Origin of the sequence: Streptomyces sp. NPDC007808, from assembly GCF_042868655.1 — a bacterium.
Classification (GTDB): Bacteria; Actinomycetota; Actinomycetes; order Streptomycetales; family Streptomycetaceae; genus Streptomyces.
In genome coordinates, this window is record NZ_JBIAEQ010000003.1 from 19,064 (window position 1) to 32,266 (window position 13,203).

The 13,203-nt window shown below is 72.9% G+C and carries 7 protein-coding genes; 3 read left to right on the forward strand and 4 right to left on the reverse strand.

Annotated elements, in window-relative coordinates:
- Positions 1-165 precede the first annotated feature (165 nt).
- On the forward strand, positions 166-3,006 hold the full coding sequence (locus tag ACFYNL_RS11880; RefSeq protein ID WP_388800735.1) for a glycoside hydrolase family 3 C-terminal domain-containing protein: 2,841 nt from the start codon (positions 166-168) through the stop codon (positions 3,004-3,006).
- A 225-nt stretch (positions 3,007-3,231) separates the two neighbouring features.
- Here the strand turns inward: ACFYNL_RS11880 and ACFYNL_RS11885 are convergent, their stop codons facing one another.
- The 3 genes from ACFYNL_RS11885 to ACFYNL_RS11895 form a co-directional block, all read right to left on the reverse strand.
- Complete coding sequence (locus ACFYNL_RS11885) at positions 3,232-4,677, reverse strand: aldehyde dehydrogenase family protein (RefSeq protein WP_388800738.1); 1,446 nt, start codon at positions 4,675-4,677, stop codon at positions 3,232-3,234.
- A 196-nt stretch (positions 4,678-4,873) separates the two neighbouring features.
- Positions 4,874-6,556, reverse strand: a complete 1,683-nt coding sequence (locus ACFYNL_RS11890) for a PucR family transcriptional regulator (protein WP_388800740.1) — start codon at positions 6,554-6,556, stop codon at positions 4,874-4,876.
- 143 nt (positions 6,557-6,699) lie between these two features.
- Positions 6,700-8,820: an ATP-binding protein gene (locus ACFYNL_RS11895; protein WP_388800743.1), complete on the reverse strand. Its 2,121-nt coding sequence runs from the start codon at positions 8,818-8,820 to the stop codon at positions 6,700-6,702.
- A 230-nt stretch (positions 8,821-9,050) separates the two neighbouring features.
- Here ACFYNL_RS11895 and gabT point away from each other — a divergent pair, with 230 nt between their 5' ends.
- Together gabT and ACFYNL_RS11905 are read left to right on the forward strand one after the other, a co-directional pair.
- Entirely contained in the window at positions 9,051-10,385 is a 1,335-nt protein-coding gene (gene gabT / locus ACFYNL_RS11900; RefSeq protein ID WP_388800746.1) for a 4-aminobutyrate--2-oxoglutarate transaminase, read from the forward strand.
- Positions 10,386-10,576: 191 nt separating this feature from the next.
- A complete protein-coding gene (locus ACFYNL_RS11905; RefSeq protein ID WP_388800749.1) occupies positions 10,577-11,440 on the forward strand; it encodes a phosphatase PAP2 family protein in 864 nt (287 codons plus the stop codon).
- On the opposite strand, the gene ACFYNL_RS11910 is transcribed toward ACFYNL_RS11905, so the two are convergent.
- Entirely contained in the window at positions 11,379-13,172 is a 1,794-nt protein-coding gene (locus ACFYNL_RS11910) for a chitinase (RefSeq protein WP_388800752.1), read from the reverse strand. The two genes, ACFYNL_RS11905 and ACFYNL_RS11910, sit on opposite strands and share 62 nt — an antisense overlap.
- Positions 13,173-13,203: the final 31 nt, after the last annotated feature.

Here is a 13,203-nt window from a genome sequence, read left to right on the forward strand (position 1 = left end):
GATTCCTCGGAGCCGCACAGGATCCGTTGCACGCTTACACCGCTTGCCATACCGGTGAGGAGTCGGACTTGTTGCGGCTGGGTGTCTTGACACCCCACCCCGAGTCGACTGAGCATCGAAGCGCTTCGAAAGCGCCTCGTCGCTCCATCGCAAGGGGAACTCCAAGTGACCGCACACACGCCGCACACGCCGCCGTTCCGCGACCGGCGCCTGCCGTTCGCGAAGCGCATCGACGACCTTCTGTCGCGGCTCACCCTCGACGAGAAGATCGGCTTCCTGCACCAGTTCACGCCGGCGGTCGAACGGCTCGGCGTCGACGCGTTCCGCACCGGTCAGGAGGCCCTGCACGGCGTGGCGTGGATGGGCCCGGCCACCGTCTTCCCGCAGGCGGTGGGCCTCGGCGCGACCTGGAACACCGATCTCGTACGACGCGTCGGCGAGGCCGTCTCCAAGGAGACCCGCGCGATGCGCGCCCGTGACGAGCGCGTCGGACTGAACGTCTGGTCCCCCACCGTGAACCTCCTGCGCCATCCCCTGTGGGGCCGCAACGAGGAGGGCTACTCCGAGGACCCGGGGCTCACCTCGGCCATCGCCGTCGCCTACACCCGCGGCCTGCGCGGCGACCACCCGACGTACTGGCGCACCGCACCCGTCCTCAAACACTGGCTGGCCCACAACAACGAGACGGGCCGCGACGTCACGTCCTCCTCCGTCCGCCCGCGCGTGCTGCACGAGTACGACCTGCGTGCCTTCCGCGAGACGGTCGAGGCGGGCGCGACGGCCGGGGTGATGCCGGCGTACAACCTGGTCAACGGCCGGCCGAACCATGTCTCGCCGTATCTGCGTGAGCATCTGCGCGCCTGGACCGACCAGGACCTGATGGTCTGCTCGGACGCGGGCGCGCCGTCCAACCTGGTCGACTCCGAGCACTACTTCGACACCCACGAGGAGGCGACGGCGGCCGCGCTGCTGGCCGGTGTGGACAGCTTCACCGACCACGGCACCGACAGCTCGCAGATCACGGCACGTGTGCGGGGCGCCCTGGACCGCGGCCTGTTGACCGAGTCGGACGTCGACGCGGCGGTGCGCCGCCAGCTGTCGGTCCGCTTCCGGCTCGGCGAGTTCGACCCGGAGTACGACCCGCACGCACTCACCAAGGACTTCGACACCCCCGCCCACCGCGCCCTCGCCCAGGAGGCCGCCGAGCAGGCGGTCGTCCTGCTCAAGAACAGCGGCGATGTGCTGCCGCTCGCCCCGGACACCCGGATGGCGGTGGTGGGCCTGCTCGCCGACGAGTGCAAGCGCGACTGGTACAGCGGCACGCTCATCCACCGCTCCACCCCGCTGGCGGGTCTGTACGAGCGGTTCGGCGCGGAGCGCGTGGAGTTCGCCGAGGGCGTGGACCGCGTCCTGCTGAAGACCTCGGCCGGAACCTTCCTGCACGTCCCCGAGGCGGATGCCGACGACGAGGTGCGCGGCGCGGAGGGCGCCCTCGACCCGGCCCTGCTCGCCGGGCGGACGGACCTGCCCCCGCTCACCTCCGGCCCGGACGGCACCGAACTCGCCCTCGTCGACTGGGGCGAGGGCGTGCTGACGCTGCGCGCCCCCGGCGGACGCTATCTCTCCGTCGCCGAGGACGGATGGATCCGCGCCTCCGCCGACCAGCCCGGAGGCTGGGTCGTCCAGGAGACGTTCCGCCTGGAACCGCACGGGAACGGACACCTCCTTCGGCACATCGGTACGGGTCGCCACGTCTGTGTCGCCGCGGACGGCGTCAGGGTTGCCGAAGGCCCGGGGGAGGTCTTCGAGATCGTCGTGGTCGAGACCGGCGAGGACGCCGTGGCCAGGGTCGCCGGGCGGGCGGACGTGGTGCTGGTGGTGGCCGGCAACGACCCGCACATCAACGGACGCGAGACCGAGGACCGTACGACCCTCGCCCTTCCCGCGCACCAGGAGCGCCTGCTGCGGGCCGCCCGCGCGGCCAACCCGAAGACCGTGCTGGCGCTGGTGTCGGCGTATCCGTACGCGGTCGACCACACCGAGGTCCCGGCGATGCTGTGGACGGCCCACGGCGGCCAGGCGGCCGGCACCGCGCTGGCCCGGATCCTGGCCGGCGACGTCTCCCCCGCGGGCCGCCTGCCGCAGACCTGGTACGCCGACGACGCCGACCTGCCCGACCTCCTCGACTACGACGTGATCGGCGGCCGTCAGACGTATCTGTACTTCGAGGGGACTCCGCTGTTCCCGTTCGGGCACGGCCTGTCGTACACGACGTTCGCCTACGGCGACCTTCAGACCCGGGTGGCGGACGACGCGCTGCACGTCTCCTTCACGGTCACCAACACCGGTGAGGTGACGGCCGACGAGGTCGCCCAGCTCTACACCCGCGCGGTGGAGCCGTCCGTGCCGCGTCCGCGCCGCGAGCTGGTGGCGCACGACAGGGTGCGGCTGGAGCCCGGCGAGCGGACCGTACTCACCTTCGAACTCCCGCTGTCCGCCTTCGACTTCTGGGACGTCGCGCGGGGCGGATGGCGCCGCGAGCCCGGCCCGTACGAGCTGCTGGCCGGCGCGTCCAGCGAGGACGTCCGGCTGCGGACGACGCTGGTCCTGGACGGCGAGGCGGGCGCACCGCGTCCGGTGACGCACCGGGGCCTGGACGCGGCCGACTTCGACACACAGCGCGGCGTCGCGATCGTCGACCGGACGAAGGCCGCGGGCGACGCGGTGACGCCGGTCCGGGGCGCGACGGCCGAACTGGTCTACCGGGACTGCGACTTCGGGGACGGCGTCACGGAGGTGACCGCGGCCGTGTCCGGCGAGGGCGTGATCGAGGTGTCGCTGGACGGCGGCCCGGTGCTCGCCGTCCTGACGTCCGACGCGTCGGATACGAAAGGCCCGTACGACTACACGACCCTGAGCGCCGGGATCGTCGCCGAGGGCGTCCACGACGTCCACCTCGGACTGCGCGGCTCGTTGCGGCTCGCGCACGTCGGCTTCTCCGGTTGAGGGTCCGGAGCAGGCCGGCGCGAAGAAGGGGCCCGGCACCGGAAGGCATCGGTGCCGGGCCCCTTCGGGACGGCGAAACTCGCGTCACATCCGACTGTACCTGAAAATGGTTCCCATTAGCCAGGGTTTTCGCGGAGCCCTGCCGACCGGGTCGCCGACCGGGCGGGTGACGCCGACGGCCGGAGCCCCCGCACAGCGGGCTCCGGCCGTCCGTTCAGGAGGCGCTCACAGGGCGAGCCCGGTGAGGACCAGCACCCGCTCGTAGGTGTAGTCGTCCATCGCGAACCTCACGCCCTCGCGCCCCACGCCGGACTGCTTGGCCCCGCCGTACGGCATCTGGTCGGCACGGTAGGAGGGGACGTCGCCGACGACCACGCCGCCGACCTCCAGCGCCCGGTGGGCCCGGAAGGCGGTCTGCAGGTCGTGGGTGAACACGCCTGCCTGGAGGCCGTACTTGGAGTCGTTGACGGCGGCGAACGCGGCGTCCTCCCCGTCGACCTTCTGCACGGTGAGGACAGGTCCGAAGACCTCCTCGCAGGCGAGGGTGGCGTCGGCCGGCACGTCGGTGAGGACGGTCGGCGCGTAGGAGGCGCCGTCGCGCTTGCCACCGGTGAGCAGCTTCGCCCCGGCGGCGACGGCCTCGTCCACCCACGCCTCGACGCGCTTGGCGGCGTCCTCGCTGACGAGCGGCCCGACGTCCGTCGTGTCGTCGCTCGGGTCACCGGTGACCTGGGCCTCGACGGCGGCGACGACACGCGGCAGCAGACGGTCGTACACCGAGGCGTCCGCGATCACCCGCTGCACGGAGATGCAGGACTGGCCGCCCTGGTAGTTGGAGAAGGTGGCGATGCGGCCGGCGGCCCAGTCGAGGTCCGCGTCGGAGGCGTAGTCGGCGAGCACGACCGCCGCGCCGTTGCCGCCCAGCTCCAGGGTGCAGTGCTTGCGGGGCACCGAGTCCATGATCGCGTAGCCGACCTTCTCGGAGCCGGTGAAGGAGATCACGGGCAGGCGCGGGTCCTGGACGAGCGCGGGCATCCGGTCGTTGGGGACCGGCAGGATGCTCCAGGCGCCGGCCGGCAGGTCGGTCTCGGCCAGCAGCTCGCCGATGACCAGCCCGGACAGCGGGGTGGCCGGGGCCGGCTTGAGGATGATCGGCGCGCCGGCGGCGATGGCCGGGGCGACCTTGTGGGCGCAGAGGTTGAGCGGGAAGTTGAAGGGCGCGATACCGAGGACGACGCCCTTGGGGAAGCGCCGGGTCAGCGCGAGCCGGCCCTGGCCGCCGAGGTCGGTGTCGAGGCGCTGGGCCTCGCCGCCGTTGAAGCGCCGGGCCTCCTCGGCGGCGAACCGGAACACGGACACGGCACGGCCGACCTCGCCGCGGGCCCACTTCATGGGCTTGCCGTTCTCGGCGGAGATGAGCTGCGCGATCTCCTCGGTGCGCTCGGCGAGCCGCTTGCTGACGTGGTCGAGCGCGGCGGCACGCACATGGGCCGGGGTCGCGGCGAACTCGTCCCGCACGGCGTACGCGGCGGCCACGGCCTCCTCGATCTGCGCGTCCGTCGGCACGCTCACCTTGCCGACGGTCCGCCCGTCCCAAGGGGAGGTCACGTCGAAGCTGTCCTCGCCGCCGACCTGGCGGCCGGCGAGCCAGAAGGCGTAAGTGGAAGTCATGTCGATTTCCCGGCCCTTCCGCGTTGGGTGTCCTGTGTGTCGGGGTCCACCGTAGGGGGGAGGGGGTGCGGGAGCGCTTGGCCGCGGTGTAGTGGTGCGGGACGGGGCATGCGCCGATTTGGCGTACGCGGCCCTCCGGCACTCCGGCCCGCGGGGTGCGCCTCGGCTTGAGGACCGCCCGCGCCCCGTCGGGCGCTCACTCGGCCGATGTGGCCTTCAGCGCCAGCCAGAGCTCCATCCGCACGTCCGCGTCGTCCAGCGAGCGCCCGAGGATCTCCTCCACGCGCCGCATCCGGTACCGCAGCGTGTGCCGGTGCACTCCGAGGTCGGCGGCCGCCGCGTCCCACTGCCCGTGCCGCGACAGCCAGGCCCGCAGTGAGGCGACCAGGTCCCCGCGGCCCGTGGCGTCGTGCTCGTGCAGCGCCCGCAGCAACCCGTCCGCGAACGCCTTCACGGCGTCGTCGGCGAGCAGCGGCAACACCGACCCCGCGGCCAGTTGCTCGTGCTCCACGCACACCCGCCCCCGGCGCCGAGCCACCGACACGGCCTGTTCGGCCTGCTTGTAGGCGGCCGCCGCGGCGATGGGCCCCGACGGCGCCGAGAGCCCCACGACCAGCTCGTCCTCGTCGGCCCCCGCGGGCCCCTCCGGTACGGTCCCGGCGCGCGCCGCCTCCAGGGCCGCCGCGTACTGCGCGCACGCCTCCACCGCGGCGCCCCCGTCCGCGGCGAGCACCACCACCCTCGCGGTATCGCCCTCCCCTTCCGGCACCACCAGCACCGACTCCCCGGCCCGGGCCGCCGCCGACTCCACGACCTCGGTGAGCGCCCCCAGCGGATCACCGTTCGCCCCGCCGGAGACCACGGCCAGAGCCGCGGCCGACGGCTTGGTGAGCGTCACCCGCGCCCCGGAGTCCACCACGCGTGCCGCCGACACCGATCCGGACTCGGCGACGATCACGCGGAAGGGCGCGTCCAGGAGGCCGCCGTACAGATCCCCCGCGACCGCCCGGGCGTGATCCGGCTCCCCGGCGAGCAGCATGCGCAGCACCGCGGCCCCGACCCGCTGTTCGGCCGCGTGCAGCGACCGGGACCGTTCGGTCGTCAGGGTCAGCAGCGCGATCGCCGAGTGGACGGCGTAGCGCTCCGCCGTGCCCGGTGCCGCCGCCGTTCCCACCGCGAGCGCCGCGCGTGGCCGGCGCCCCGTGCCGAGGGTGTGCAGCTCGACCCGGTCCTCGTGCTCGGGCCCGCCGACCACGGACGACGCGGGCGCGGGCCGCTCGCGCAGCCGCTCCACGTCCGCGGTGAGCCGCGCCGCCCGCCGCCCCGCCCAGTCGGGTGCCGTCGCGACCACGGCACCGGAGGCGTCGTACAGCGCCGCCCAGCCGTTCACCTGCGACGCGAGCACGGCCAGCAGCCCTTCGGGGCCGGCGTTCAGTGCCTGCTTCGTCAGTTCCCGCTGCGCCGCGAACCCTGCCGTCACCGCCCGGTACTGGTCGGCCGCGATCGCCGCCGACACCGCCTTGCTGATGGCGAGGAAGGGCGTACGGCGAGGCACTTCCAGCAGCGGGAGGCCCTCCTGCTTCGCCGCCTCGACCAGCGCCTCGGGGACCTCCTCGTAGTTGACGCCGACCGCGAAACCGAGGCCGACCACGCCCGCGCCGACCAGCCGCCGTACGTAGCGCCGCATCGCCTCGGGGTTCTCCGCGTCCAGCTTGAGCGCGGTGACCAGCAGCAGTTCCCCGCCCTCCATGTAGGGGACGGGGTCGGCGAGCTCGCTGACGTGCGCCCAGCGCACGGGCACGTCCAGGCGGTCCTCGCCCGCCCGCACGGTCAGCTTGAGCGCGGAGTGGTGGACGAGCGAGGCGAGCGTCGGGGGCATGAGGCCTTCACATCCGTGTGATCCGGGTGATCACGGTGATCACCCACGTGATCTCTGTGATCTTTTGGCCGCAATGTATGAACGGCCTGTGCCGATTCTGCCTCACCGTACGGTCGCGTGTGACCCGACGCCCGGATACCGGGTCACCCCCGCAGGTCCACCAGCAACGGTGGCGCGTGCTCCCCCTGGACGCTGGTCAGCGACAGCACCGCGTGCCCCGGAGGGACCGCGTGTGCCAGTTCGGAGGCGGACCAGCGCTCCCGCTCGACCTGCCGGACGGTCACCGCCCGCGCGGTCGGCGCCTTGCCGGTGATCACCCGCCGCAAGGCGTGCACCGCCTTCCCGGCCGGCGTCTCGGCGATGATCTGCCGGTCGGTGACGTCCCGCGCCTCGGTCCACTCCTTGCCCCAGACCTCGGCGAAGTCCTGCCCGTCCCACGGCGTGACCCCGGCCAGCGCCATCCGGCACCCGGTGGCACCGAGCAGCGGCCCGCGCAGCGGCCTCGGTACGTCGTCCAGGGAGCGCAGCGTGAGCACGGCGCCCGCGTTGCCCGACCGCAGCCGCTGGATGCCGCGGACCGCTTCGGGCGTGACCACCCCGGTCGCGTCGTCGAGGATCAGGCAGGCGAACAGCGACCGGTCCTCCCGCACCGCGACACTCGCCGTGAACTGGGCGAGGACCAGCCGTGCCAGCATCCGCGAGGCCTCGGCGTGCCCGCGCGCGGGCAGGTCGATGCGGACCCGGACGGGGTGGTCGAGCGCCTTCAGCGAGAACGGCCGCGACTGCCCCGAGGTGTCGAAGAACCCCGCGAACGCCGGCCGGTCGAGCAACGCCACCCGGTCCGCGAGCACCGCCGCCACATCGCCGGGGTGCGCCAGCTGCCGCTCCCGTGCGTCCAGCTCGCGCATGAGCGACTCCTGCCCGGAGCCCTCCAGCGCCGTGCGCAGCGCGCCGAGCGCACCGGGCGAGCCGTCCAGCAGCTGCCGCAGCTCCGGCACGGACGGGAAGCGGTCGTGGACGGCCCGGAACGGCCCGAGGAGCTGGGCCAGCACGGTCGTGGAGCGCCGGCTGTCGCTGCCGGGGTGCGGATCGGCGAGATCCCCGACGAGTGCCTCGGCGAGCACGGCCGCGGCCTCGTCGGGGTCGCTGGTGCCGCCGTACAGGTCCAGGTCGTACACCGAGTCCGGATCGCCGATCCGTACGACGACGTCGTACGCGTCCGCCGGTCCGAGCCCCGCGCCCGCCGCGCCGACCACGACGACCGCGGCCCGCCCGGCCAGCGCGTGCAGGCACAGCGACTCGGCGAGCGGCCGCACCACGGTCCCGGTCTTGCCGGACCCGGCCGGCCCGACCGCGAGCAGGGAGGTGCCGAGCAGGTCGGGGCCGAGGCCGAGGCCGGTTCCCCGGTAGGCGTAGGGGTTGCGCGGGTCGTCGGCGGTCGTGCCGAGCCGGACCTGGCCGCTGACGAGGTCGTGCCGGGCGGCCCGGGAGGGCAGGTCGCGCTCGCCCGAGGGGTGCAGACAGGCCGCGGCGCCGTCCTTGAGCACGGCGCCCGTGAACGTGGCGAGGTCATGGCGTCCGCTGCTCACGCCCTGCCAGGCACGGGCGATCCGGGCGTAGTCGACGTCGCGCATCAGCCCCGCCCGTGCGTCGGCGGCGAGCCGCTCGGCGGCGGCGTCGGCCCCCGCGGCCCGCAGGGCCGGCCAGGACGCGAGGTCCTGCCCGGGGGCGGGCGGACGCTCGGCCGCGGGTGCTCCCGGGCGCCAGGCGGGCGGGCCGAAGCGGCGCCAGACCTCGCCCCAGCGGCCCAGACGACCGACGGCCAGCATGATGGCGAGGGCGATGAGCGTGTAGTAGCTGTACCAGAGGACGGCGTTGCCGACGCGGTCGTTGTTCTCGCGCCAGGAGTCCGGGGTGAACAGCTCCAGGGGCAGCACCCACCAGCCGCCGAGATAGCCGTTCCACAGCAGCGACCAGATCAGCCAGCCGACCAGGAAGGCGATCAGCGCACCGCTCAGCAGCTGGCGCGTGGGAATCCGCTCGGGTTCCTCGTCCGGCCGGGGCACGTGCCCGAACCGCCACACACCCGGCGGGGTCTCCGGTCGTGGCGCCCGCAGCCAGGCCAGGAACGGCCCGTCCGGCCCCGGCACCCCGGGTGCCCGCGTCGGCCGCGGCGGCACCGCGGGGGCCTCCGGCGGTACGGCCGGACGCGGCACAGGCGTCGCATGCGTGCCCCGCGCGTCCTGCGTCCCGTCGCTGTCCATCGCCCTTGCCCCCTGACCAGCCGCTCCGTCCACCATCAGCGAGCCAATCTAACGCCCTCGCATGGGGACTTCACCGCTTACGCGGCCGGGCGTCGCCACGAGCGCCATGTCCACCGCGGACAACACGCCGTGCCGACAACGCCCACATGGAGCATGCCCACCCCCCACTCCCCGCCCTAGCCTGCGAGAAAAGACAAGACAAGCGTCAGCAAGACCCCCAGGAGCCCCTCATGAGCGCACTTCCGCAGGAGCGCCGCGTCGTCACCGCCATCCCCGGCCCGAAGTCGCAGGAGCTGCAGGCCCGCCGTACCGCCGCGGTCGCGCAGGGCGTGGGCTCCGTGCTGCCCGTGTTCACCGCGCGTGCGGGCGGCGGCATCATCGAGGACGTCGACGGCAACCGCCTGATCGACTTCGGCTCCGGCATCGCCGTGACGTCCGTCGGCGCCTCCGCCGAGGCCGTCGTACGCCGGGCCTCCGCCCAGCTCGCCGACTTCACCCACACCTGTTTCATGGTCACGCCGTACGAGGGCTATGTGGAGGTCGCCGAGGCCCTCGCCGAGCTGACCCCGGGTGACCACGCCAAGAAGTCGGCGCTGTTCAACTCCGGCGCCGAGGCCGTCGAGAACGCCGTCAAGATCGCGCGTGCGTACACCAAGCGTCAGGCTGTCGTCGTCTTCGACCACGGCTACCACGGCCGCACCAACCTCACGATGGCGCTGACCGCGAAGAACATGCCGTACAAGCACGGCTTCGGCCCGTTCGCGCCCGAGGTCTACCGGGTGCCGGTGGCGTACGGCTACCGCTGGCCGACCGGCCCGGAGAACGCGGGCCCCGAGGCCGCCGCGCAGGCCATCGACCAGATCTCCAAGCAGGTGGGCCCGGAGAACGTCGCCGCGATCATCATCGAGCCGGTCCTCGGCGAGGGCGGCTTCATCGAGCCGGCGAAGGGCTTCCTGCCCGCGATCCGCCAGTTCGCCGCCGACAACGGCATCGTCTTCGTGGCGGACGAGATCCAGTCCGGCTTCTGCCGCACCGGCCAGTGGTTCGCGTGTGAGGACGAGGGCATCGTCCCCGACCTGATCACCACCGCGAAGGGCATCGCGGGCGGTCTGCCGCTCGCCGCCGTGACCGGCCGCGCCGAGATCATGGACGCCGCGCACGCCGGTGGCCTGGGCGGCACCTACGGCGGCAACCCGGTCGCGTGCGCCGGCGCGCTCGGCTCGATCGAGACGATGAAGGAACTCGACCTCAACGCCAAGGCGAAGAGCATCGAGGCGATCATGAAGGCCCGCCTCGGCGCCATGGCCGAGAAGTTCGACATCATCGGCGACATCCGCGGCCGCGGCGCGATGATCGCCATCGAGCTGGTCAAGGACCGGGCCACCAAGGAGCCGAACCCGGAGGCGACCGGCGCCCTCGCCAAGGCCTGCCACGCCGAGGGCCTGCTGGTCCTGACCTGTGGCACCTACGGCAACGTGCTGCGCTTCCTGCCTCCGCTGGTCATCGGCGAGGACCTGCTGAACGAGGGCCTCGACATCATCGAACAGGCCTTCGCCCGTATCTGAGATCCCGGCGAAACCACTGGTGAGCGCCAGGGTCGCGGCCCGGTGGTCTCCTGCGCCCCAGCCCTGACACCGCCCGCGGTTCCGGGGCTGGGGCGGCCGTCGTCAGAGCGTGTGAAGAAGGTGTGCGAGGTGGATGTCAGGACGCGATTCCACCTGTCGAACCCCCTTCCCCTGTCGTAGGTTCTAAGCAGATGAGAGATACACCCCGCCCAGAGGGGACTCTGGGCGACATCGGGCCGAGGCCTCCCCAGCTTCGACCTGGTCGTGCCCTCGCGCACACAACCGGAGCCTCCGGCTCTGGATCTCCTCACCGATCGGACAGTCGCCCGCCCCAAACCCCCCGGGGCGCGCGACCACCCGGTCCGGACGGCCGCCTCGGAACCACCCCCCCTGTTCCGGGGCGGCCGACCTCCCTCTTCCTCCTTCTCGGGCTTCCCGCCCTCCTCTTCGCGCTCATCACCTGGCAGGTGATGGCCGACGGCCCCCTGCTGAACGCCGACGCGGCGGTCAGCCGGGCCCTGGTCCACCCGGACGGCCTCTCCGAGTTCCTCGCCGATCTGGGCAACGTGCAGGTCGCGGTGCCGGTGCTCGCCGCCGCCCTGGCGTACGCGACCTGGCGCCACCGGCGCACCGGTGGACACCACTGGTGGGCGCCCGCCGCCTGCGCCGCCCTGCTCATGGCCCTGGTCCCGGCGCTGGTGGTACCGCTGAAGGTGCTGACCGACCGCCCGGGCACCCCGGTCGTACCACCCGCGACCGGCTACTACCCGTCCGGCCACACGGCCACGGCCGCCGTCGCCTACGGGGCCGCGACCCTGCTGCTCCTTCCCTGGCTGAGATCCGCCTCCGCCCGCCGGGCCCTGCTCGCGCTGTGCGCCGCCCTCAACCTCGGCGTCGCCTTCGGTCTGGTCCGGCGCGGCTACCACTGGCCACTGGACGTCGTGGCCAGTTGGTGCCTGGGCGCGGTGCTGCTCTCGCTGCTGTGGCTGTTCCTCAGCCGAAGTAGCCGTCGAACGTCCGCTGGAACTCCCAGCCGCCGTACCGGTCCCAGTTGATCGACCAGGTCATCAGGCCGCGCAGCGCCGGCCAGGTGCCGTGCGGGGCGTACGAGCCGCAGTTCGTCCGCTTCGTCAGGCAGTCGAGGGTCTTGGTGACCTCGGCGGGCGGGACATGGCCGTTGCCCGCGTGGGCCGACGCCGGCATGCCGATCGCCACCTGGTCGGGGCGCAGGGGCGGGAAGACGCTGTTCGCGTCGCCCGCCACCGGGAAGCCGGTGAGCAGCATGTCGGTCATGGCGATGTGGAAGTCGGCGCCGCCCATCGAGTGGTACTGGTTGTCCAGGCCCATGACCGGCCCCGAGTTGTAGTCCTGGACGTGCAGCAGCGTCAGGTGGTCGCGCAGGGCGTGGATGACCGGGAGGTAGGCCCCTGCCCTCGGGTCCTGGCCGCCCCATCTGCCGGGGCCGTAGTACTGGTGGCCGAGCTGGACGAAGAAGGTCTCCGGGGCCATGGTCAGCACGAAGTCGTCGCCGTATTTCGCCTTCAGGGTCTTCAGTGCCGAGATGAGATGGACGATGACCGGCGTCTTCGGGTTCCTGAAGTCGGTGTCGTCGGCGTTCAGGGAGAGCGAGTGGCCCTCGAAGTCGATGTCGAGGCCGTCGAGGCCGTACTCGTCGATGATCTTCGAGACGGAGGACACGAAGGTGTCCCGCGCCGCGGTGGTCGTCAGCCGCACCTGGCCGTTCTGGCCGCCGATGGAGATGAGTACCTTCTTGCCGGCCGCCTGCTTGGCACGGATCGCCGCCTTGAACTCGGCGTCGCTCTCGACGTTCGGGCACTCGGTGGCGGGGCAGCGCTCGAAGCGGATGTCGCCCGAGGTTACCGAGGTCGGCTCACCGAAGGCGAGATCGATGACGTCCCAGCTGTCGGGGACGTCGGCCAGGCGCGTGTAGCCGGAGCCGTTGGCGAAGCTCGCGTGGAGGTAGCCGACCAGGGCATGGGCCGGCAGGTCCGGACCCTCGCCGCCCGGGCGGGCGGTGGTCGTGGCGGTCACCGTGGCCGACCGCGGGGACTCGCCCGCCTCGTTCACCGCCGTGACCTGGAAGCCGTACGCGGTCGAGGGCGAGAGCCCTCCGATCGTCGCCGAAGTGCCCGTCACCGTCTGGACCTTGGCGCCGTCGCGGTGGACGGCGTAGCTCGTCGCGCCCGGCACCGGCGTCCAGGACAGGGCGACGCTGGAGGAGGTGACCGCGTCGGTCTTCAGGCCGGTCGGGGCCGCGGGCGGCTGCCCGGTCTCCCCTCCCGGTCCCACGAGCGAGATGTCGTCGGCGTGGTAGGTGCCCGTGCCGTACCAGCCGTGGGTGTAGAGGGTGACGCGGGTGGTGGCGGGGCCGGTCCGGAAGGAGGTCGTGAGCTGCTGCCAGGCGGGGGCCGACTGGGTCCAGGTGGAGACGTCGGTGGTGCCTGTACCGCTCGCGCCGAGGTGGACGTAGGAGCCGCGGACGTGTCCGGACAGCGTGTACCAGGAGTCCGGCTTCACGGTCACCGTCTGGGCGCACCGGGCGTTGTCGGCGCCGGCCGGGGTCGCCTGGAGCGCGGAACTGCCACTGTGCACCGGTGAGTTCACGGCCGTACCGGCCGGGCAGGTCCAGCCGTCGAGGCCGGACTCGAAACCCCCGTTGCGTACGAGGTCCGCGTCGGCCGCACGGGCGGCCGACGAGAGCGCGGTGACACCGGGCAGGGTCAGTACCACGGCGGCGAGCAGGGCGAGAGGTCTGAAGCGATCCACAAGTACCTCCGAGCATGGGGGAATTGGAGGG

Bases quoted from the DNA above. Each gene is read 5' to 3' on its own strand.
- ACFYNL_RS11885 (WP_388800738.1), bottom strand. From the start codon at position 4,677: ATGACTTCCACTTACGCCTTCTGGCTCGCCGGCCGCCAGGTCGGCGGC.
- ACFYNL_RS11890 (WP_388800740.1), bottom strand. From the start codon at position 6,556: ATGCCCCCGACGCTCGCCTCGCTCGTCCACCACTCCGCGCTCAAGCTG.
- ACFYNL_RS11895 (WP_388800743.1), bottom strand. From the start codon at position 8,820: ATGGACAGCGACGGGACGCAGGACGCGCGGGGCACGCATGCGACGCCT.
- gabT (WP_388800746.1), top strand. From the start codon at position 9,051: ATGAGCGCACTTCCGCAGGAGCGCCGCGTCGTCACCGCCATCCCCGGC.
- ACFYNL_RS11905 (WP_388800749.1), top strand. From the start codon at position 10,577: ATGAGAGATACACCCCGCCCAGAGGGGACTCTGGGCGACATCGGGCCG.